Source organism: Micropruina glycogenica (assembly GCF_900289045.1).
GTDB classification, from domain to species: domain Bacteria; phylum Actinomycetota; class Actinomycetes; order Propionibacteriales; family Propionibacteriaceae; genus Micropruina; species Micropruina glycogenica.
In genome coordinates, this window is sequence record NZ_LT985188.1 from 1,431,612 (window position 1) to 1,451,796 (window position 20,185).

Annotated in this window: 19 protein-coding genes; 1 reads left to right on the forward strand and 18 read right to left on the reverse strand. The window is 68.5% G+C overall.

The window, feature by feature from the left end; genetic code table 11:
- Positions 1 to 12: 12 nt before the first annotated feature.
- The 4 genes from pyrF to carA are packed head-to-tail and all read right to left on the reverse strand — an operon-like array spanning position 13 to position 6,522.
- Positions 13 to 831 carry an orotidine-5'-phosphate decarboxylase gene (gene pyrF / locus MPLG2_RS06605; RefSeq protein ID WP_105185444.1) on the reverse strand — a complete coding sequence of 273 codons (819 nt, stop codon included), beginning with the start codon at positions 829 to 831 and terminating at the stop codon, positions 13 to 15.
- Complete coding sequence (locus MPLG2_RS06610) at positions 828 to 1,925, reverse strand: quinone-dependent dihydroorotate dehydrogenase (RefSeq protein ID WP_105185445.1); 1,098 nt, start codon at positions 1,923 to 1,925, stop codon at positions 828 to 830. Before MPLG2_RS06610 ends, pyrF begins: the two co-directional genes overlap by 4 nt.
- Positions 1,922 to 5,350 (reverse strand): carbamoyl-phosphate synthase large subunit, encoded by a 3,429-nt coding sequence (carB, locus tag MPLG2_RS06615; protein ID WP_105185446.1) that lies wholly within the window; start codon positions 5,348 to 5,350, stop codon positions 1,922 to 1,924. The genes MPLG2_RS06610 and carB overlap by 4 nt, the downstream gene beginning before the upstream one ends.
- Positions 5,350 to 6,522: a glutamine-hydrolyzing carbamoyl-phosphate synthase small subunit gene (gene carA / locus MPLG2_RS06620; protein ID WP_105185447.1), complete on the reverse strand. Its 1,173-nt coding sequence runs from the start codon at positions 6,520 to 6,522 to the stop codon at positions 5,350 to 5,352. The genes carB and carA overlap by 1 nt, the downstream gene beginning before the upstream one ends.
- Positions 6,523 to 6,770: 248 nt before the next feature.
- Here carA and MPLG2_RS06625 point away from each other — a divergent pair, with 248 nt between their 5' ends.
- On the forward strand, positions 6,771 to 7,646 hold the full coding sequence (locus MPLG2_RS06625) for a DUF559 domain-containing protein (RefSeq protein WP_105185448.1): 876 nt from the start codon (positions 6,771 to 6,773) through the stop codon (positions 7,644 to 7,646).
- A 133-nt stretch (positions 7,647 to 7,779) separates the two neighbouring features.
- Here MPLG2_RS06625 and MPLG2_RS06630 read toward each other — a convergent pair whose 3' ends face one another.
- The 14 genes from MPLG2_RS06630 to MPLG2_RS06685 all read right to left on the reverse strand — a co-directional run bounded on the left by MPLG2_RS06630 (position 7,780) and on the right by MPLG2_RS06685 (position 20,102).
- A complete protein-coding gene (locus tag MPLG2_RS06630; RefSeq protein WP_158680928.1) occupies positions 7,780 to 8,028 on the reverse strand; it encodes a hypothetical protein in 249 nt (82 codons plus the stop codon).
- Between the two features lie 9 nt (positions 8,029 to 8,037).
- Positions 8,038 to 8,202 (reverse strand): hypothetical protein, encoded by a 165-nt coding sequence (locus MPLG2_RS18355; RefSeq protein WP_158680929.1) that lies wholly within the window; start codon positions 8,200 to 8,202, stop codon positions 8,038 to 8,040.
- A gap of 596 nt (positions 8,203 to 8,798) precedes the next feature.
- Entirely contained in the window at positions 8,799 to 9,317 is a 519-nt protein-coding gene (gene nusB / locus MPLG2_RS06635; RefSeq protein WP_231935880.1) for a transcription antitermination factor NusB, read from the reverse strand.
- Between the two features lie 3 nt (positions 9,318 to 9,320).
- Complete coding sequence (efp, locus tag MPLG2_RS06640) at positions 9,321 to 9,893, reverse strand: elongation factor P (protein WP_105185450.1); 573 nt, start codon at positions 9,891 to 9,893, stop codon at positions 9,321 to 9,323.
- 617 nt (positions 9,894 to 10,510) lie between these two features.
- The gene (locus tag MPLG2_RS06645; protein WP_105185451.1) at positions 10,511 to 11,203 is read right to left on the reverse strand and encodes an FMN-binding negative transcriptional regulator; all 693 of its coding nucleotides are present in this window, start codon (positions 11,201 to 11,203) and stop codon (positions 10,511 to 10,513) included.
- Positions 11,203 to 12,282 carry a 3-dehydroquinate synthase gene (aroB, locus tag MPLG2_RS06650; protein ID WP_105185452.1) on the reverse strand — a complete coding sequence of 360 codons (1,080 nt, stop codon included), beginning with the start codon at positions 12,280 to 12,282 and terminating at the stop codon, positions 11,203 to 11,205. The genes MPLG2_RS06645 and aroB overlap by 1 nt, the downstream gene beginning before the upstream one ends.
- Complete coding sequence (locus tag MPLG2_RS06655; RefSeq protein ID WP_231935882.1) at positions 12,279 to 12,794, reverse strand: shikimate kinase; 516 nt, start codon at positions 12,792 to 12,794, stop codon at positions 12,279 to 12,281. Before MPLG2_RS06655 ends, aroB begins: the two co-directional genes overlap by 4 nt.
- Positions 12,791 to 13,975 (reverse strand): chorismate synthase, encoded by a 1,185-nt coding sequence (gene aroC, locus MPLG2_RS06660; RefSeq protein WP_105185453.1) that lies wholly within the window; start codon positions 13,973 to 13,975, stop codon positions 12,791 to 12,793. The genes MPLG2_RS06655 and aroC overlap by 4 nt, the downstream gene beginning before the upstream one ends.
- A gap of 13 nt (positions 13,976 to 13,988) precedes the next feature.
- The gene (locus MPLG2_RS18360; RefSeq protein WP_158680930.1) at positions 13,989 to 14,828 is read right to left on the reverse strand and encodes a shikimate dehydrogenase; all 840 of its coding nucleotides are present in this window, start codon (positions 14,826 to 14,828) and stop codon (positions 13,989 to 13,991) included.
- Positions 14,825 to 15,967, reverse strand: a complete 1,143-nt coding sequence (mltG, locus tag MPLG2_RS06670) for an endolytic transglycosylase MltG (RefSeq protein ID WP_105185454.1) — start codon at positions 15,965 to 15,967, stop codon at positions 14,825 to 14,827. The genes MPLG2_RS18360 and mltG overlap by 4 nt, the downstream gene beginning before the upstream one ends.
- 16 nt (positions 15,968 to 15,983) lie before the next feature.
- Positions 15,984 to 16,457, reverse strand: a complete 474-nt coding sequence (gene ruvX / locus MPLG2_RS06675) for a Holliday junction resolvase RuvX (protein WP_105187522.1) — start codon at positions 16,455 to 16,457, stop codon at positions 15,984 to 15,986.
- A gap of 305 nt (positions 16,458 to 16,762) precedes the next feature.
- Complete coding sequence (gene alaS / locus MPLG2_RS06680) at positions 16,763 to 19,414, reverse strand: alanine--tRNA ligase (protein WP_105185455.1); 2,652 nt, start codon at positions 19,412 to 19,414, stop codon at positions 16,763 to 16,765.
- 47 nt (positions 19,415 to 19,461) lie between these two features.
- Positions 19,462 to 19,722, reverse strand: coding sequence for a hypothetical protein (locus MPLG2_RS18820; protein WP_173909608.1), 261 nt, complete (start codon positions 19,720 to 19,722; stop codon positions 19,462 to 19,464).
- Positions 19,722 to 20,102 (reverse strand): DUF948 domain-containing protein, encoded by a 381-nt coding sequence (locus MPLG2_RS06685; protein WP_173909609.1) that lies wholly within the window; start codon positions 20,100 to 20,102, stop codon positions 19,722 to 19,724. The genes MPLG2_RS18820 and MPLG2_RS06685 overlap by 1 nt, the downstream gene beginning before the upstream one ends.
- Between the last annotated feature and the right edge of the window lie 83 nt (positions 20,103 to 20,185).

Genomic DNA, 20,185 nt, shown 5'->3' on the forward strand with positions numbered 1-20,185 from the left:
TGTTGGAAGGGTTCAGAGGGGAGCCACCAGCAGGCGGTCGACACGCTCGTGCAGGGCTGCGGCGGCCGGGCCGGCGGCGATCACGTCGCGGCTCACCGACGGCAGGGTGAGCTCGACCGCCGAGCCGAAGATCTCGGGCAGGTCGTCGATTCGTCCACCCTGAAAGCCGATGCCGGGCACCAGAATGGAGGCGTTGAACTCCGACAGGTCGCAGCCGAGGTCGTCGTGGGTGCCGCCGACCACCAGACCGATCGCGTGCCGGCCCGATTCGCGGTTGGCGCGCGCCGCCGCGTCGATGATCTCTTGGGCGACCGAACCCTCGCGGTCCTCGCCCAGCGCGAGCTGCACCTCGTGGCCCTCGGGGTTCGACGTGCGCGCCAGCACGTACACGCCGCGGCCGGTCGCGTGCGCGCGGTCGAAGGCCGGTTGCAGCGATCCGAACCCCAGGTAGGGCGACACCGTGATGGCGTCTGCGGCCAGCGGCGATCCGTCGGCCAGATAGGCGTCGGCGTAGGCCGCCATCGTCGAGCCGATGTCGCCGCGCTTGACGTCGAGAAGGCTCAGCGCGCCGGCCCCGGCGATGTCGGCGAGCACCCGCTCGAGCACCGCGACACCGGCCGAACCGTGCGCCTCGAAGAACGCCGACTGCGGCTTGAACACCGCCACCCGCTCCCCCAGCACCTCGACCACGCGGCGGGCGAAGGTTTCGAGTCCGGCGGCGTTCACGTCCAAACCCCAGGCCTTCAACAGCCCCGGGTGCGGGTCGATGCCGACGCACAGGGTGCCCCGCTGGTTGGTGCGGTCGGCCAGCCGCTGCCAGTACGTGGTCATCGCTGATCCCCTTCTGTCACCCGACCGCGTCGGGTGGCGGCGTTGATGCGGGCCGGCAGCGCCGGCCCGGCGTAGATGAATCCGGTGTAGAGCTGCACCAGTGCTGCCCCCAGGTCGAACATCGCCTGGGCGTCGGCGGGCGTCATGATGCCGCCGCTGGCGATCACCGGCAGGTCGGTGTGCCCGGTCAGGTAACCGACCACCTCGCGGGCGCGAAGGGTCAGCGGGGCGCCCGACAGTCCCCCGGCCTCCGCCGCCAGCGGCTGCTCGGCCGGGTCGAGCCCGTCACGTGCCAGGGTGGTGTTGGTGGCGATCAGACCGGCCACGCCCGCCTCGAGGCAGGCGGCCAGCACCTCGTCCAACTGCTGCTCGGTGAGGTCGGGGGCGATCTTGACGAACAGCGGCAACCGTCCCGCCGCCCGCTCGACCAGCGCCTTGAGCAGCGCGAGCAGCGCCCCGCCGTCCTGCAACCCGCGCAGGCCGGGGGTGTTGGGGCTCGACACGTTGATCGCCACGTAGTCGGCGTGCGGCGCCACCAGGGCGAACGAGGTGAGGTAGTCGTCGACCGCCTCGTCGACCGGCACGATCTTGGTCTTGCCGATCGAGATACCGATCGGAATGCCCGCACCGCCGTTGCCGCGGTACACGCCGAGCAGCGACAGCTCGTGGTGCAGCCGGGCGGCCCCGGCGTTGTTGAAGCCCATGCGGTTGATCAGCGCCTTCGACTTCGTCAGTCGAAAGACGCGTGGACGGTCGTTGCCCGGCTGGGGCTGTGCGGTGACTGTTCCCAGTTCGGCGAACCCGAAGCCGAGCGCCTGCCAGGCCAGCACGGCTCGTCCGTTCTTGTCGAGACCGGCCGCCACACCGACCCGACCGGGGAACCGAATGCCGGCCACGGTGACCGGCTCACCACGGCTGCCGGCCACCGACCGGGCGGCGGCGATGGCGAGCGGCGAGCGGCTGAACCGGGCCAGGCCGGCGATCATGCGTTCGTGGATCGCCTCGGGATCGCCGCGGTACGAGCTGAACATCACGGGGCGGACGATCGACCGGTAACCGGCATCGACCAGCCCTAACCGCGGGTTCGCGCTCATGCCGAAGCTCGCTCCTCGTGCTCGTCGGGCTGCCCCGCGGCGTCGTCGCGGCCCGCCAACTCGGCCCGCACGTCGGCGCTCCAGTCTTGCAGCGGACGCACCGTGAGACCGCCCTTGCGTAGCGCCTCGATGCCCTGCACGGCCGCCGACAGCCCCGCCACGGTGGTGACGCAGGGCACGTCGCACAGAATCGCGGCCGAGCGGATCTGCCAGCCGTCCCGGCGCGGGTCGCCACCCTCGGTCACGCCCAGCGGGGTGTTGAAGATCAGGCTGATGTCGCCGTCCATGATGGCCTGCACGACGGTCTTGGTGCCGTCGGCACCGGGGCCCTGGGTCTCTTTGCGCAGCACGGTCACGTCGACGTCGTTGCGGCGCAGCACCTGCGCGGTGCCCTCGGTGGCGTAGACCCGAAAGCCGAGGTCGGCAAGGCGTTTCACCGGAAAGATCGCGTGCCGCTTGTCGCGATTGGCCACCGAGACGAACACCGACCCCTCGGTCGGAACGTCGCCGTACGAGGCCGTCTGGCTCTTGGCGAAGGCGACCCCGAAGGTCTTGTCGAGGCCCATCACCTCGCCGGTCGACTTCATTTCGGGGCCGAGCAGGGTGTCGACCCAGGCACCGTCGGCGGTGCGGAACCGGTTGAACGGCATCACCGCCTCTTTCACCGCCAGCGGAGCGGCTTCGAGGTTGGCCGTGCCGTCGACGCCGGTGCGCAGGGTGCCGTCGGCACGCAGGTCGGCGATGGTCGCACCCAGCATGATGCGGGCGGCCGCCTTGGCCAACTGGGTGTCGGTGGCCTTCGACACGAACGGCACGGTGCGCGAGGCACGCGGGTTGGCCTCGAGCACGTACAGCACGTCGCCGAGCAGCGCGAACTGAATGTTGATCAGGCCTCGGACGCCAACGCCGCGGGCGATCGAGGTGGTGGCAGCCCTGATCCTGTCAATGGTCTCGTTACCCAGGGTGATCGGCGGCAGCGCACAGGCCGAGTCGCCCGAATGGATGCCGGCCTCTTCGATGTGCTCCATGACGCCGCCCAGGTACAGCTCGGTGCCGTCGAACAGGGCGTCGACGTCGATCTCGATGGCGTCGTCCAAGAACCGGTCGACGAGCACCGGCGAGTTGGGCGTGATGTGGGTGGCGCGCTCGATGTAACCGACCAGGGACGAGTCGTCGTAGACGATCTCCATGCCACGACCGCCCAGCACGTAACTGGGCCGCACCAGCACCGGGTAGCCGATCTCGTGCGCGATTTCGAGGGCGTCGGCGGCCGAGGTCGCCATGCCGTACTGAGGCGCGGCCAGGCCGTTGTCGGTAAGGATCTGGCCGAACGCGCCGCGCTCTTCGGCCAGGTGGATCGCCTCGGGCGAGGTGCCCACGATCGGCACCCCGGCGTCCTTGAGCGCCTGGGCGAGCTTGAGCGGGGTCTGCCCGCCGAGTTGCACGATCACGCCCGCGACGGGGCCGGCGGCCGCTTCGGCGTGGTAGACCTCAAGCACGTCCTCGAGGGTCAACGGCTCGAAGTACAAACGGTCGCTCGTGTCGTAGTCGGTTGAGACCGTTTCGGGGTTGCAGTTCACCATCACGGTTTCGTAGCCGTACTGGCTGAGCGTCAGGGCCGCGTGCACGCACGAGTAGTCGAACTCGATGCCCTGGCCGATGCGGTTGGGGCCAGAGCCGAGAATCAGCACCGCCGGCTTGGTGCGCGGCGCCACCTCGGTCTCTTCGTCGTAACTTGAGTAGTGGTACGGGGTTTTGGCGGCGAACTCGGCCGCGCAGGTGTCGACGGTCTTGAACACCGGACGCACGCCCAGCGCCCAGCGCACGCCGCGCACCACGTCGGTGCTGAGGTGCCGCAGCTTGGCGATCTGCTCGTCGGAGATGCCGTGCCGTTTGGCCAGCCGGAGCACATCGGCGGTCAGTTCGGGGGCGGTGCGCACCTGTTCGGCGACCTCGGCGATCAGCTGCAGCTGGTCGAGAAACCAGGGGTCGATCTTGGTGGCTTCGAAGAGCTGCTCGGCGGTGCCGCCGGCGCGGAACGCCTTCATCACCAGGCCGAGCCGGCCGTCGTGCGGGCGCGAGGCTGCGGCCAGCAGCTCGCCCAGGGGTTCGGTCACCTCGCCGCTGAAATCGAAGGTGGCCTTGGGGTCTTCGAGCGAGCGCAGCGCCTTGCCCAGCGCCTCGGTGAAGTTACGGCCGATGGCCATCGCCTCACCGACGCTCTTCATGTGCGTGGTCAGGGTGTTCTCGGCGGTGGGGAACTTCTCGAACGCGAACCGCGGGCACTTCACCACCACGTAGTCGAGCGTCGGCTCGAAGCTTGCCGGGGTCCAGAACTGCGGGCGCGAAGCTCCATCGGGGGGGTCCACGGGGGGTCTCCCCCCGTGCGAGGTGATGTCATTGGGAATCTCGTCGAGGGTGTAGCCCACGGCCACCTTGGCCGCGATCTTCGCGATCGGAAAGCCGGTGGCCTTGCTGGCCAGCGCACTGGAGCGCGACACGCGCGGGTTCATCTCGATCACGATCATGCGGCCGTTGTCGGGATTGATCGCGAACTGAATGTTGCAGCCGCCGGTGTCGACGCCCACGGCGCGAATGATCGCGATGCCGACGTCGCGCATGGCCTGGTACTCGCGGTCGGTGAGCGTCATGGCAGGGGCGACGGTGATCGAGTCGCCGGTGTGCACACCCATCGGGTCGAGGTTCTCGATGGAACACACGATCACGACGTTGTCAGCCTTGTCGCGCATCACCTCGAGTTCGTATTCCTTCCAACCCAGGATCGACTCTTCGATCAGCACCTCGGTGACCGGGCTGGCGCTCAAGCCCGTGCCGGCGATGCGGAGCAGCTCGTCTTCATCGTGGGCGAAGCCCGAGCCGACGCCGCCCATGGTGAAACTGGGCCGCACCACCAACGGGTAGCCCAGGTCGTCGGCGGCAGCGAGTACGTCCGCCATCGAGTGGCAGATGTGGCTGCGGGCCACCTCGGGGTTCGCGCCGGGAACGTTCAGCGCCTCGACGATCTCTTTGAACTTCTCGCGATCCTCACCCTTCTGAATCGCCTCGAACGACGCGCCGATCAGCTCCACGCCGTACTTCTCCAACACCCCACGCTCCGACAGGGCGACCGCTGCGTTGAGCGCGGTCTGCCCGCCCAGGGTGGCCAGCAGGGCGTCCGGACGCTCGGCGGCGATCACCTTTTCGAGAAACTCGGGCTGAATGGGCTCGATGTAGGTGGCGTCGGCGAACTCTGGGTCGGTCATGATCGTGGCCGGGTTCGAGTTCACCAGAATCACCCGGTAACCCTCTTCGCGCAGCACGCGGCAGGCCTGGGTGCCCGAGTAGTCGAACTCGCAGGCCTGGCCGATCACGATGGGGCCCGAACCCACCACCAGAATCGAAGAGATGTCAGTGCGCTTCGGCATCAGTTCTCCTGCGCGTCGGTGGTGGACCGCTTGCGGCGTTGCATCACGTCGACGAAGCGGTCGAACAGGTAGGCCGAGTCGTGTGGGCCGGCCGCTGCCTCGGGGTGGTACTGCACCGAGAAGGCGAGCAGGTTGCCGTCGTCGTCGGTGAGTTCGAGGCCCTCGACCACGTCGTCGTTCAGGCAGACGTGGCTGACCCGGGCGTGCCCCCAGGGGGTGAGCTGGGCCCGGTCGAGGGGCGCGTCGACGGCGAAGCCGTGGTTCTGCGCGGTGATCTCGACCTTGCCGGTGCGCAGGTCTTTGACGGGCTGATTGATCCCGCGGTGGCCGTACTTCAGCTTGTAGGTGCCGAAGCCGAGGGCTCGTCCGAAGATCTGGTTGCCGAAGCAGATGCCGAAGTACGGAATGCCCTGGTCGAGCACGCCCTGGAGCAGCTCCATCGGTGCGTCGGCCGTGGCGGGGTCGCCGGGACCGTTTGAGAAGAACACGCCGTCGGGGGCGAGTTCGCGCAGTTCGTCGAGGCTGACCGACGCGGGCAGCACGTGCACCTCGATGCCGCGCTCGGCCATACGGGTGGGCGTCATGTCTTTGATGCCGAGGTCGATCGCGGCCACGGTGAGCTGCTTGTTGCCCACCGCGGGCACCACTTCTGGCTCGGCCAGCGTCACGTCGGCGACCAGGTCGCTGCCGGCCATCGAGGGGGTCTGCAGCACCTTGTCGAGCAGCTTGGCCGGGTCGAGTTCGACCGTCGAGATGCCCACCCGCATCGCCCCGCGCTCACGCAGATGACGGGTGAGTGCGCGGGTGTCGATCTCGGCGATGCCGACCACGCCCTGGTTGCGCAACTCCTCATCGAGAGACCGGTTGCTTCGCCAGTTCGACCGGACGCGAGACAGGTCGCGCACCACGTAGCCGGCCACCCAGATGCGCGACGACTCGTCGTCTTCATCGTTCCAGCCGGTGTTGCCGATGTGCGGGGCGGTGGCGACGACCACCTGGCGGTGGTAGCTGGGGTCGGTCAGCGTCTCTTGATACCCCGACATGCCGGTCGAGAACACCGCCTCGCCGAACGCCTCGCCGGTGGCCCCGAAGGACACGCCGCGAAACGAACGTCCATCTTCGAGAACCAACAAGGCCGGGGTCTGTTCGTGGTCGAAGAAGCCTGAAGGCATGGGCGTCCTTTCCCCGCCGGAACGGGATCAAACTCCGGTGAGACTATCAAGTGCGCCGGGGCCCGCGAACCACGGACACTCACTGGACGCCGGCTGAGGCCTGGCTTTCTGAATCCGTCCTGGTCACCGTGACCGAGTCGTCCCGCAGTGGGCGTGTCGCGAGCGGTCGCCTGTGGATACCAGACAGAACTTTTCCACAACCCGCTCTGCCACTCACAAACGGGGGCCCGAAAAGTGCCTTCAAGGGTATGAAGAACATCGAGCAGAAGATCAACGACCTCTTGGTTGCCGAGCAGGGCGTGCTGGTTCGCCGTGACCACAGGGCCATCGGCGCCCAACTCGACTATGCGCTGCGCCGCGGGTTGCTGCGCAGCACACTGCCGGGCGTCTACACTGCTGCGCCGCCCTCGCTGGAAGCCCAGATCAGAGCCGCCGTCCTCTTTCGGCCCAGTGCTGTGATCACCGGCGCAGCCGCCGCAAAGGTGTTGTGGTGGCCCGAGGTCGCCGTTCCACGCGTCGAGGCGGCGGTGCAGCACCCGATTCGGCCCAGTTACCCGGGCTTCTCATTCACTCAGCGAACAGTGCCGGCCGACCTGATCGTGTACCGCCAGGACATTCGGCTCGCCTGCCCCGCCCTGTCGGTGCTCGACCTCATCGATGTGCTCGGTGGTGCCGCCGTCGACGAGGCGCTTCGGCGCCGGGCCACGACATTGCGGGAGCTGTGGGCCGCCTACGCGATGTGCCCGCAACGCCCGGGCAACGGGTTGCGAAAGGCGATTCTGCACGACTCGCGTGACGAACCGTGGTCACCCAGGGAACGCACGGCCCATCAACTGCTGCGGGCGGCCGGCCTGACCGGGTGGCGCACGAACCACCCGGTGCTGGTCAACGGGGTGCGCTTCATCGTCGATCTGGTGTTCGTTCGCGAGAGGATCGTCATCGAGATCGACGGGTGGACCTACCACGGCAGTCGGCATGCGTTCGTCGAAGACCGCTGGCGCTACGCGCGCCTCGCTGCGGCGGATTGGACTGTACTGCCGTTCGCGGGCAGTTCGATCGAAGACGACCCCGAGGAGTTCGTGGCGGTGGTGCGCCAGTCGCTGGCACGGCGCAGAAAGTTCTGAAAAGTTGCAGGCGACCGGGCGCGACACGCCGAACTCAGAGCAGGTCGGGAGCGGTCACCAGGAACATTTCAGAACCGGAGACGCCAGTCGGGTGCTCAGCCGAAGAGCTTGCCGAACAGGCCACGCTTGGGCTTCAGCCGAAGTGCTCGAGCATCGCGAGCAGCGGATCTTTGATGGCGGCGGTGTCGAAGACGTAGCCCGCCACCGGCGTCGGCTGGCCGTGGCTGCTGCCTCCGAGGCTGATCGACAGGCCGAACGACTTCTGGCTCGACTTGCCCTTGAAGAATGACTTCTCCATGGAAGCCCCGGACGTTCCCACCGAGCCCTCCGTCTCGGAGTGGTACGCGGTGAAGTCGACCACGCCGTCTGCTGTGGGCCGCACGACGATGCGCTACTCCTTGTCGAAGCTGTCGACCGAGCCGATGCCCAGCGAGGTGATCTTCGCCACGAACCAGTGGCCGACGATCGCGTCACGATCGACCCAGTAGCTGAACGGCGCCTGCGGATTGTTCAACGCCCCGATGTTGGCCAGTACCTGTTGCCATGGTGCAGTCATGCGGTCCACCGTAAACGCCGTCGGGGTCGAGCCCGATGGGCAGTACTGCCCGCGGGCCTTGATGGGTGACCCGCTCATCGGTGTCGATCGCGATCGGTCACGCGACGCTGCGTTCTCCGCACACGGCGTAGCCTTCCGGCTCAGACCATGCTTGCCCCAAGGTGACAAGGGAAAAGGCCGCGCCATGCCCAATCATGACCCGCCGAGCCAACCGTTTCGCCGCTGCTCGCGGTGGCCGACCTGAACCGGCCGTTGCGCTTCTGGTCGGCGCGGTCGGCGCCGTCGACCTCCGGTGGGCCGGCTAGGCGCTGCTGCGACTGGGCTCGGGACGGCTGCACCTGGCCGTCACCGGCGACCCGCCGCCCGACCGGGCGGTGCGGTTGGCCCCACCGACGGATCCGCGCGGTGACGCCTGGGTGAGGTGCTGTCGGTGCCCGACTGCGCGGCAGCGGTGCTGGCCGGCAACGGTGTGCAGTTTCTCGGGCCGCCGACCTACACCCGCCTGGGGTGGCGAGGTGAGGGCCTTCGCTCGCGATCCGGACGGGCACCTGCTGGAGGTGACCAGCCCCGGCTGAGGCCTCAGCCGGGGTCGAAGGTCAGTTCTCGTTGCCCTCGAGGCGCTGCTTCACCTTGGCGAGCAGCCCGTTGAGAAAGTTGGCCGAACCGTCGGTCGACAGCTCCTGCGCAAGCTGGACGGCCTGCTGCACCGCCACTTCGGCAGACGACGTGCCCGACTGCATCTCCCAGATCGCGATGCGGGCCAGGCAACGATCGACCCGGGGCATGCGCTCCAGCGACCAGTCGGAGGCGAGGCAGTCGGCGATCAGGGCGTCGATCTCGGCTTGGCGCTCAGTCACGCCCAGCACCAGATCGGCGGTGAGCGGACGCACCGGCGGGTCGGCCTCGGCGGTGTGCAGGGTGAGCGACTCGCGAGGGTCGGATCGCCTCAGGTCGGCCTCGAACAGAATGTCGAGGGCCCTCTTGCGTGCCTTGGTACGCACCGAGCCCCGGGCCGGCGCGGCGGCCGGAACGGTTTCGATCAGTTCGGCCACCGTGCCGTCGGGTGTGGTGATCCGCTTGCGCGGCACGTCGGTGGTCGCAGGTTCGGCGGGCAAGGGTCAGACCCGGCCCAGGTAGCTGCCGTCGCGGGTGTCGACCTTGACCCGCTCGCCCGTGGTGATGAACAGCGGCACCTGGATCTGCACGCCGGTCTCGAGGGTGGCGGGCTTGGTGCCGCCGGTGGAGCGGTCGCCCTGCAGGCCCGGCTCGGTGTAGGTGACTTCGAGCTCGACCGAGGCGGGCAGGTCGATGTAGAGCGGGTTGCCCTCGTGCATCGCGACGGTGGCGGTGCCGTTCTCGAGCAGGTAGCCCTTGGCGTCGCCGACGGTGTCGTCGGGAATGGTGAGCTGGTCGTAGGTGGCGGTGTCCATGAACACGTAGCCGGCGCCGTCGTGGTACAGGTACTGCATCTCGCGGCGGTCGACGGTGGCGGTGTCGACCTTGGTGTCGGAGTTGAACGTGCGGTCGACGACCTTGCCGCTCAGCACGTGCTTGAGCTTGGTACGCACCACGGTGTTGCCCTTGCCCGGCTTGTGGTGCTGGAACCACAACACCTGCCACAGCTGACCGTCGAGGTCGAGCACCATGCCGTTCTTGAGATCATTGGTCGAGGCCACGTCAAAACCCTTCATTCACCGCGTGCGAGCCGACTGACCATTCTAGCGGTGCCGCCCCTCATGGACGAACCGAGGGCACGATCGCAGTGGAAGGAGATCCCGGCGTCCGCCGGGAAGACGGATCCTCGACGGCATGACGTGAGCACGGGATCGAGGGATTCGTTGGTCGAGCCTGTCGAGACCTCAGTCAACGAACACATCGGTTCGAGGGGGGGTCGGGACGACTGGGACGCAACGACGAATCACCTTGGCGGTGCGCCCCCCTCAGGACGTGGTCGGGCGTCGGGAACTCACCGGCTGAGCGTGCGGAGCCGGTGATTCCGGGGCGGGACGGGGTGTGCTCCAATCCTCGGAACCAATGGCAACCCGACGAAGGCGAGCCAAGAGATCCGGCTTCCGCCGGGATGACGGCGCTCCCGTCACGCGCAGGCATCCGCCGGGATGACGGCGCTCCCGTCACGCGCAGGCATCCGCCGGGATGACGGCGCTCCCGTCACGCGCAGGCATCCGCCGGGATGACGGCGCTCCCGTCACGCGCAGGCATCCGCCGGGATGACGGCGCCCCCGTCACGTGCACTCACCGCATGACGGTGCTCCCGTCAGGTGCCGGCTTTCGCCGGGATGCCAAAACCTCAGTTCTGCGGTTTCGCTGTGCCGATCACGCGAGCCGGACGATGCCGCGTCGCGACGTCGGCGATCAGGTTCGCCCGCGCCTCGGCGGCCGGCAGGGCGTATTCATGCACCAGGGCCGACAGGTCGTCGGCACCCACCGAATCGAGACCCTCAATCACCCCGCGGACGTCATCGGGCGTGCGGTTCTGGCTCAGCTTCGCCTTCGCCTCGATGCGGGTCACCTCGAGCTGTAGCCCGACGATCGCCCGCAACTGACCGCCCAGGTAGTCCTGCGGCATGTCGTCGAGCCCCACCCGGCTCTCGTGCACGCCCATCAGCCGCTCGACCGCCATCGTGGTCCAGGCCAGGTCGTCGTGGGTGATCAGACGTCCGTACAGGTGCAGGGTGACGTAGTCCCAGGTGGGCACGTACTTACCCGACTCTTCGGCTGAGGGGTACCACAGCGACGAGATGTAGTCGCTGGCCGCTGTGATGATGAACAGCGCCTCGCCCTCGTGGCGCCACTGCACATTAGGGCGCGCCACGTGCAGCACCAGGCTGCCGTGCTCACCCATCGCCTCGTCGAACACGTAGGGCAGGTGGGTGGCCAGCAGGCCGTCCGGGCCGTGGGTGATCAGGTCACCCACCCCGGGTGCCGCCAGCAGCCGCTGCTGCAGCTCGGCGGGCATCTGAAAGTGCCGCGGTGTGTACATCAGCTCAACGCTTTGAAGGCCGCCTCGAGTTCGGCCTCGTCGGGGCTCTCGAGCATGCTTGCCTTGGCCAGGCCGTCGAGAATCACGAACCGCAACGCCGAGGCGCGGGTCTTCTTGTCGAGGTTCATCGCCTCGCGCAGCGCCGGCCAGGCCTCAGCGGGGTACGTGGTCGGCAGGCCGACCGCCCGCAGCAGCCTGGGGTGACGATCGGCGGTGTCGACGTCGAGCCGGCCCAGCCGGCGGCTCAGCTCGGCCACGAACGTCATGCCCACGCTCACCGCCTCGCCGTGCCGCCAGGTGAAGTTCTCGTGCCGCTCGATGGCGTGGCCCAGGGTGTGGCCGTAGTTCAGAATCTCGCGGCCGAGGTCGCGACCCACCGACGTGCGCTCGCGCAGGTCGGCGCCCACCACCGCCGCCTTCACCGCGATGGCCCGTTTGACCAGGGTGCAGATCACCTCGCCGCTCGGATCCAACGCCTGTTCGGGGTCGTCCTCGATGATCGTGAGAATCGCGGGGTCGGCGATGAAACCGGCCTTGACCACCTCGGCCATGCCCGAACTGAGCTCTTCGCGCGGCAGATCCACCAGAAAGGCCAGGTCGCACAGCACCGTATAGGGCTCGTAGAACGCCCCGACCAGGTTCTTGCCGGCCTGCAGGTTGATGCCGGTCTTGCCGCCGACGGCGGCGTCGACCATGCCGAGCATGGTGGTGGGCACCGAGACGTAGCGGACGCCACGCAGCCAGGTGGCCGCCACGAAACCGGCCAGGTCGGTGGTCGATCCCCCGCCCAGCCCGACCACGGCATCGGAGCGGGTGAAGCCCGCGTCGGCCAGGGTGTCCCAGCACCGCTGCAGAATCTCGCCGGTCTTGGCGCGTTCGGCGGTCGGCACCTCGAGCAGCAGCACTTCGGCGTCGCACCCCTCGCCGATGCGGGCGGCGGCCTCGCGCAGCACCGGGGGATGAATCACCGCGATACGTTTCACGTCGGCCAGGTACTGGGGCAGATAATCCAGGGCTCCGGTGCCGACGACGACCTGATAGGGACGTTCGGCGGTCACGTCGATCGTGCTGATCTTCATTCGTCGACCTCCTTCAGCTCACTGATGATCTGGTCCACGATGGCCCGGACGCCGGTGCGGTCGGTGTCCACGGTGATCGTGGCCAGATTCTGGTACACCGGAGTCCGTTCCGCGAGCAGTTTGATCAAAGTCGCGCGCATATTGCCCAACAGCAGCGGCCGCGCCTGGTTCAGCCCCACCCGGCGACTGGCCTGGGTGACCGACACCGACAGCCACACCACGGTCACCTCACGCAGGGCCTCAGCGATCGCCGGCGTCATCACCGCCCCGCCGCCGAGCGACACCACCCCGGGCCTGCTCAGCGCGTCGAGGCTGGTGTCGCGCTCCAGTTCACGAAAGTGCGCCTCGCCCCCGTCGGCGAAGATCTCGCGGATCAGCCGGCCCTGCTCGGCCTCGATACGGGCGTCCACGTCGACGAACGGCAGGTCCAGCCGGGCCGCCAGTTGACGTCCGACCGTGGTCTTGCCGGCGCCGGGGGCGCCGATCAGGGCGATCGTAGACGCCGCGGTCACCTCAGCCCTCGCTGTGCCAACCGATCGAGGTAGGCGGCGTGGTTGCGCCGGGTCTCGGCCAGCGAGTCGCCGCCGAACTTGTCCAGCACCGCCTCTGCCAGCACCAGGGCGACCATCGCCTCGGCCACCACCCCGGCCGCCGGCACCGCGCAGACGTCCGAGCGCTGGTGATGGGCGGCGGCGGCCTCGCCGGTGGCCACGTCAATGGTGCGCAGCGCCCGCGGCACGGTGGCGATCGGTTTCATGGCGGCGCGCACCCGCAGCGTCTCGCCGGTGCTCATGCCGCCCTCGGTGCCGCCCGACCGGTTCGACAGCCGCACCACCCCGTCGGCGGACGGCTGCATCTCGTCGTGCGCGAGGCTGCCGCGGGTGCGGGCCAGGTCGAAGCCGTCGCCCACCTCGACACCCTTGATGGCCTGAATGCCCATCAGCGCACCGGCCAGCTTGGCGTCCAGCCGCCGGTCGCCCTGGCTGTGCGAGCCGAGCCCGGCGGGCACGCCGTGCGCGACCACCTCGACCACGCCGCCCAGGGTGTCGCCGGCCTTCTGGCAGTCGGCCACCTCGGCCTGCATCGCCTCGCTGGCGGCGGCGTCGAAGCAGCGCACCGGGTCGGCGTCGACGGCGTCACGATCGGCGAAGGTGGGCACCGCTCCCCCGGCGCGAATCGGGCCGAGTTCGACCACGTGGCTCACGATCGTGATGTCGCACGCCTGCTGCAGGAAGTTGGACGCCACCCGGCCCAGCGCCACCCGTGCCGCGGTCTCGCGTGCCGAGGCCCGCTCGAGAATGGGACGCGCCTCGTTCCAGTCGTACTTCTGCATGCCGGCCAGGTCGGCGTGCCCGGGCCTGGGACGGGTGAGCGGCGCGTTGCGCGCCTGCGCGGCCAGGGCGTCTGCGTCGACCTCGTCGGGCGCCATGACGGTCTGCCACTTGGGCCACTCGGTGTTGCCGATCATGATGGCGATCGGCGAACCCAGGGTCTCGCCGTGCCGAACGCCGGTCAGCATGGTCACCTCGTCGGCCTCGAACTTCATGCGCGCCCCGCGACCGGCGCCCAGCCGACGCCGGGCCAGCGCCTCGGCGAGGTCGCCGGTGCTCAGCCGAACGTGCGCCGGAATGCCCTCGATGGTGGCCACCAGGGCGCGTCCGTGCGACTCGCCTGCGGTCAGGTAACGCAGCATGGTTCGGAGTGTTTCACGCGGCGCCGCGGCGTTCGAGTTCTGCCCGTACGGCAGACATCAACACCTCGACCGGCACATCCATGCCTGTGAACAGCCGCACCTGATGCCGGGCCTGGTGCACCAGCAGGTCGAGCCCGCTCAGCATGGTCAGCCCCGCCTCGCTCGCCCGCTGCGCCAACGGCGTCGGCCAGGGGTGATAGATCACATCGAACACGCCGCGCAGGGCCGGGCACAACTCGATGGCGAGGGTGTCGAGCCGCCCCTGCAGGGCTGCAGACGGGGTTGTCGAAATGAGCACGTCGCTGGCCGGGTCGAGCGGCGCGCCCAGGCTGCGCGGCTGCACCTCCACGTCGCAGGCGTGCTCGGCCCAGTCGCGAAACTCGGCCAACCGGTCGGGGTTGCGGCCCTGCACCTCAATCACGCGGACGCCGCTGCGCGCCAACGCAACCGCTGCCGATCGGGCGGTCGCCCCGTTGCCGATGATGGTGGCGACGTTCGACTCGTGCAGGCCCTCGACCCTCAGTGCGTCCATCAGGCCCACGATGTCGGTGTTGTACACGTGGCGCACAAGCCCGGGCACCACGGTGTTCGCGGCACCGGTGAGGCTCACGTCCGCGTCGGGCACGCCGCACACGGCTGCCTGCTCCTTCAGCGGCATGGTCACGCTCAGGCCGCGCCAGGTGTCGTCCAAGGCGTCGACGAAACCGACGAACCCTGCGGGTTGCAACTCGACCCGCTCGTAGCCCCAGTCGAGACCGAGGTGGGCGTAGGCGGCGAGGTGAATGACCGGTGAGAGCGAATGCTCGATCGGTGAGCCGAGAACCGCGGCACGGGGCTTGGGCCCTTGGGTCACGAGCACTTCTTCTTGTTCTCGGCCGACTGCAGGCACCAGGCCTTCAACTCGGCGAGCGCCTTGAGGTGATCGTCGTAGTTGTTGGTGAACTTGGTCTCGCCGGTGTCGAGGTTGACCGGCACGAAGTACAGCCAGTCGCCCTCTTCGGGGTTCACCGCCGCTTCGAGGGCGGCCTTGGCCGGGGCCGTGATGGGGCCGGGCGGCAGGCCCTTGTGCAGGTAGGTGTTGTAGGGCGACTTGTTCTTGCGCTCGGCGGCCGTGGTCCAGATCGTGCCGGTCTTCTTCACCGCGTAGGCCACGGTGGCGTCGGACTGCAACGGCATGCCCTTCTTCAGCCGGTTGTAGAACACCCGGGCAACCTTGGCCCGGTCTTCTGAACGAAACACCTCGCGTTCGATGATGCTGGCCACGATCAGCACGTCGTAGGGCTTGTACCCCAGGGCCTTGGCGCGGTCTTCGAACGCCAGGTCGTCCAGGGTGGTCGTGAACTGATTGATCGGCAGCTTCAGCACGTTGACCGCGTTGGGCTTGAGCGGCAGGTTGTAGGTGTCGGGAAAGATGAAGCCTTCGTTGCTGGGCCCGATCCAGCTCGGCAGGTTGAACTGCTTGCGGTTCTTCAGGGCCGCCTTGAAGTCCTTCTCTGACACCTTGGTGCTCGAGGCCAGCGAGGTGAGCACCTGCGAGAGCCGCAGGCCCTCGCTGATCTGGAACTGGTTTTTGATCTGATTGCTCGGGTCGAGCAGCATCTCGATCGCGGTCTTGGCCGGAATCTGGGTGCGCAGCTTGTACAGGCCGTACTGAATCTTGATCACGTCGGGCTCGCTGGCAGCGGCCGATTTGAACGCCTTCGCGGTCTTGACCACGTCTGCCGCGACCAGAATCTCGGCGATCGAGTTGGTGGTGGCGCCCTGCGGAATCTCGACCACGACGTCGGCGAGGCCCTCGGGGTCGATGTAGTCGTCGACCGTGCGGAACGCGATGTAGGCGTCGTGCACCTTGCCGTAGACGAACCACCCGCCGCCGAGCAGCACGGCCAGCGAGAGCAGCACCGCCACCGCGCCGCGCACCCGGTACCAGACCTCCTTGGGCAGCCAGCGACCCGTTTCGGGGTCTCGCAGTTCGCGGAACAGCTTCGCCATCACAATCCTCTACTCGTCACGCCGGCTCGCCCGGAGCGGCTCCCGTGGCACGTTCGGTGGCCAACGCCTGCTCCAAGATTGCCACGGCCGCCGCCTGGTCGATGACGGCGCGCTGGCGCTTGGCGTCTCGTCCGGCACTGCGTAGCCGTCGGCCGGCGTCCACGGTGGTCAGTCTTTCGTCGCTGAACCGCCAGCCGACTGCGGGGGTCGCCGCGATCAGTGGGGCCACCTGGGCGCGCACGTAGGCGGCCGCGGGTCCTTCGTCGCCGGCCAGGGTTCGGGGCAGGCCGACGATCACCTCGAAGGGTTCGTACTCGGTCAGTAGCTGCGGCAGTCGTCGGGCCGCCTGATGGGTCTGGACGGTCTCGACCGGGTAGGCCAGCGTGCCGTCCGGGTCGCAGGCGGCCACCCCGATGCGCGCCTTACCCCAGTCGAGCGCAAGCCGGACGCCCCGGCGAAACGTGGGCTGTTCGGGTTCCGGTTGAGAGATCCCGGCGTCCGCCGGGATGACGGCTGCAGGGTGAGCGGGAACGAGAACCGTCCCCGATTCCGGCTCACCCTGCGACTCGGAGATCCCGGCGTCCGCCGGGATGACGTGGGAAGACCGAGGCCCATCCGCAAGTTCGTGAGCCTGAAGCGGAGCGGGGGGCACCCCGTCAGGGTGTGGTCGGGCGACGGTCAACTCCCCGGCGGAGCTTGCGGAGCCGGGGAGGCTGACCGGGGCGGGACGGGGTGCCCCCCGCTCCGCGGCACCTGACTCGGGCGACGATTCCGCTGCCGAAGAGGCGTCCCCGCTCAAAGGGCGGCCACTGCCGTGCGAATCGCGTTCAGCGCGGCCGCAGCCCCTGCGGCGTTGCTGCCGCCGCCTTGGGCGAAGTCGTCCTTGCCGCCGCCGCGTCCGCCGAGTTCGACCGCGCCGACACCGACCAACTGGCCGGCCTTGGCGCCCTTGGCGCGCGCCGCCTCGTTGGTGGCCACCGCGAGCACCGGCTTGTCGCCGCCGCCCACCAGCGCCACCACTGCCGGCTCGCCACCCAGCGCTGAACGCACCTCGAGCGCCAGCGTCCGCAGATCACCGCCCGAGACTCCCGAAACCTGCTCGGCCACCAACCGGACGCCGCCCGCATCGGTCACCTTCGCCGCCAGACCACCCGCGCCCGCCAGCAGTTCTTTGCTGCGGTACTGCTCGATCTGCTTCTCGGCCGCCTTCAGCTGGGCCAGCAGCTTCTCGACCCGGTCGGGCAGTTGCTCGGGCTGGGTCTTGAGGGTGTCGGCCAGCCCCGCCACCAGCGCCCGCTCGGCCGCGAACTTTGCGAACGCGTCGGCGCTCACCAAGGCCTCGACCCGGCGGATGCCCGAGCCGACCGACTGCTCGCCCAGCAGATTGACCAGCCCGATCTGCGCGGTGCTGCGCACGTGGGTGCCGCCGCAGAGTTCACGCGACCACGGCCCGGCCAGCTCGACCATGCGCACCACGTTGCCGTACTTCTCGCCGAACATGGCCTGCGCGCCCAGCGCCTTGGCCTCGTCCAGCGGCAGCTCACGATCGGTGACCGCGAAGTCGTCGCGAATGGCCGCGTTCACGATGCCTTCGAGTTCGCTGCGCATCGCCGGCGACAGCGCCTGGCTGGCGTTGAAGTCGAACCGCAGGTAGCCGGGCTTGTTGTACGAACCCGCCTGGTGGGTGCCCTGGCCGAGCATCTGCCGCAGGGCCGCGTTCACGATGTGGGTCGACGTGTGCGCCTGACTCGCTGCGAACCGTCCGGGCGCGTCCACCTGGGCGATGACCGACTGGCCAGGAGTCAGTTCGCCCTCGTTGACCAGCACCTTGTGCACCACCAGGCCCTGAATGGGCCGCTGCACGTCGAGCACGTCCAGTTCGAGACCGTTGGCGGTGATGACGCCCTGGTCGGCGTCCTGCCCGCCGGCTTCGGCGTAGAACGGGGTCTCGTCGAGCACCACCTCGACCACGTCACCGGGACGGGCGACGTCGACCAGCCGCCCGTCGGCGACGATGCCGCGCACCGGCGACTCGACGGTCAGCTCGGTGAAGCCCAGAAACGGCGTCTCGCCGGACGACCGCAGCGTGCGGTACGCCTCGACGTTGACCGCACCGCCTTTCTTGGCGCGGGCGTCGGCCTTGGCCCGGTCTTTCTGCTCTTGCATCAGGGTGCGGAACTGCTGCTGGTCGACCTCAAGCCCCGCCTCGGACGCCATCTCGAGCGTCAGGTCGATGGGGAACCCGTAGGTGTCGTGCAACTGAAAGGCCTTGTCGCCGGCCAGCACCGAGCTGTTCTCACGCTGGGCCGCCGCGACCGCGACGTCGAAGATCTGGGTGCCTGAGGCGAGCGTGCGGCGGAAGGCGTCCTCTTCGCCGTAGGCCGACTGCGACACGCGCTGCCACTGCGCCGCGACCTCGGGGTACGACACCTCCATCAGGCCCTTGCTGATCGGCAGCAGGGTGGGCAACACCGGGTCGTGCACGCCGAGCAGCCGCATCGAGCGAATCGAGCGGCGCAGCAGCCGGCGCAGCACGTAGCCGCGGGCCTCGTTGCCGGGGGTGACGCCGTCGGTCATCAGCATCAGCGCCGAACGCACGTGGTCGCCGACCACGCGCAGCCTGATGTCGTCTTGCTGGTCGCGGCCGTAGCGGGTGCCCGCCATCTCGGCCGCGGCGGTGATCACCGGAAAGATCTCGTCGATCTCGTACATGTTGGACACGTCTTGCAGCAGCAGCGCGGTGCGCTCCAGGCCCATGCCGGTGTCAATGTTCTTGCTCGGTAGCGGGCCCAGAACGTCGAAGTCGTCCTTGGCGCGCACGGCCGACAGTTCCTCGGTCTGAAACACCAGGTTCCAGATCTCGAGAAAGCGGTCTTCGTCGACGATCGGGCCGCCGTCGGGGCCGAACGCCGGGCCGCGGTCGATGTAGATCTCGGAGCACGGCCCGCCGGGGCCGGGAATGCCCATGTGCCAGTAGTTGTCTTTGAGCCCGCGCCGCTGGATGCGCTCGTCGGGCACGCCCACCCCGCGCCAGAGCGCCGCCGCCTCGTCGTCATCGAGGTAGACCGTCACCCAGACCTTGTCGGGGTCGAAGCCGTAGTTGCCGTCGGCCTGGCTGCCGGTGACCAGCTCCCAGGCGTACTCGATGGCGCCGGCCTTGAAGTAGTCGCCGAAGGCGAAGTTGCCGTTCATCTGAAAGAACGTGCCGTGCCGGGTGGTCTTGCCGACCTCTTCGATGTCGAGGGTGCGCACGCACTTCTGCACGCTCACGGCGCGTTTGAACGGCGGGTCTTCGGCGCCGGTGAAGTACGGCTTGAAGGGCACCATGCCGGCGTTGACGAACAGCAGGGTGGGGTCGTTGTAGACCAGGGGCGCCGACGGCACCTCGGTGTGGCCGTTGCGCGTGAAGAAATCGAGGTAGCGACGCCGGACGTCGGCGGTTTTCATGATGTGGTTGTCCGATCGAAAGGTGCCGGCGCGCGCCGGCGGGTTGGTCAGGTGCGGGAGCTCTCCTGAACGCCGAGGTTTTCGGCGTCCAGGCTCAGAGCCTCACGCAGTTCGGCTTCGCGCTCGTCCATGGCGTTGGTCATGGTGTCGATGAAGTCGGTCACCCAGTTTTGCGCGCTCTTGGCGGTTTTCTCGACCTGCTCGGTGACGCCCTTGGGCGTGAAGCGCTCGTAGAGTTCGCGGCCCTTGATGACCAGAACAGCGGTGACGCCGACGCCGACCGCGAACCAAAACAGTCGGCGGCCCATCAGCTCTTCGCCTTTCGCGTGCCCTTGATCGCCTGCCGCACGCCGTGGGTGAACGCGGCGGTCTTGACCAGCGGGCCGCCCAGGGTGGCGGTGAACAGCGTCGACAGCTGCGAGGCGTTCTCGCTGACCACGACAGCGTTGCGGCTGACCTTCGAGACGTCTTCTGTGACCACGCTGAGCTTGCCGAGCTCGTCGTTGGTGGCCGTGACGGTGCCCTTGAGCTCGTGCAGAATCGGCACCGAGCTGTGGCCGATGTCGCGCACGGCCAGGCGCAGTTCTTCGAGCACCCGGCCCAGTTTCAGCAATGGAACCGCGCAGAAGGCCACCAGAGCCACAGCTGCGATGGCTGCGATCAGGCCGGCGATCTCTCCAACGGACATGGTGGTTCCTTCACGTTGTTGACGGGTGCTCCACGCAGCCTAACGCACGTGCCGCCACGGCATTCCACCCGGACGGCGGGTGG